Consider the following 246-nt stretch of genomic DNA (forward strand, 5'->3'; position numbering starts at 1 on the left):
CCGACGCAACCGTCGATGATTACAACCAGTTTAAAGAGAGGTTGGGGCATTCTCGTCATGTGTTAGTGCAACCCTCTTCTTATGAAACAGATAATCGTTGTCTCACGGATGCGCTGGCTGCTTTCGGTTCCAATGCGCGGGGCGAAGCTGTGGTGGATGACACCGTTAGTGATGCTGGGCTTGATGGATTGCAATTAGCGGGTGTTACTGGCGTTCGCTTCAATCTCGGCGCGGGCAATGCAACCA

1 protein-coding gene is annotated in these 246 nt (G+C 52.4%); it reads left to right on the forward strand.

Annotated features, from left to right (window positions below; translation table 11 throughout):
* Positions 1–246 (forward strand): amidohydrolase (locus tag KVT28_RS26085; RefSeq protein WP_368734944.1); only part of this gene is annotated, 246 nt, incomplete at both ends.

The sequence above is a fragment of the Pantoea sp. GbtcB22 genome, from assembly GCF_019091025.1.
In the GTDB taxonomy this organism is placed as follows: domain Bacteria; phylum Pseudomonadota; class Gammaproteobacteria; order Enterobacterales; family Enterobacteriaceae; genus Pantoea; species Pantoea leporis.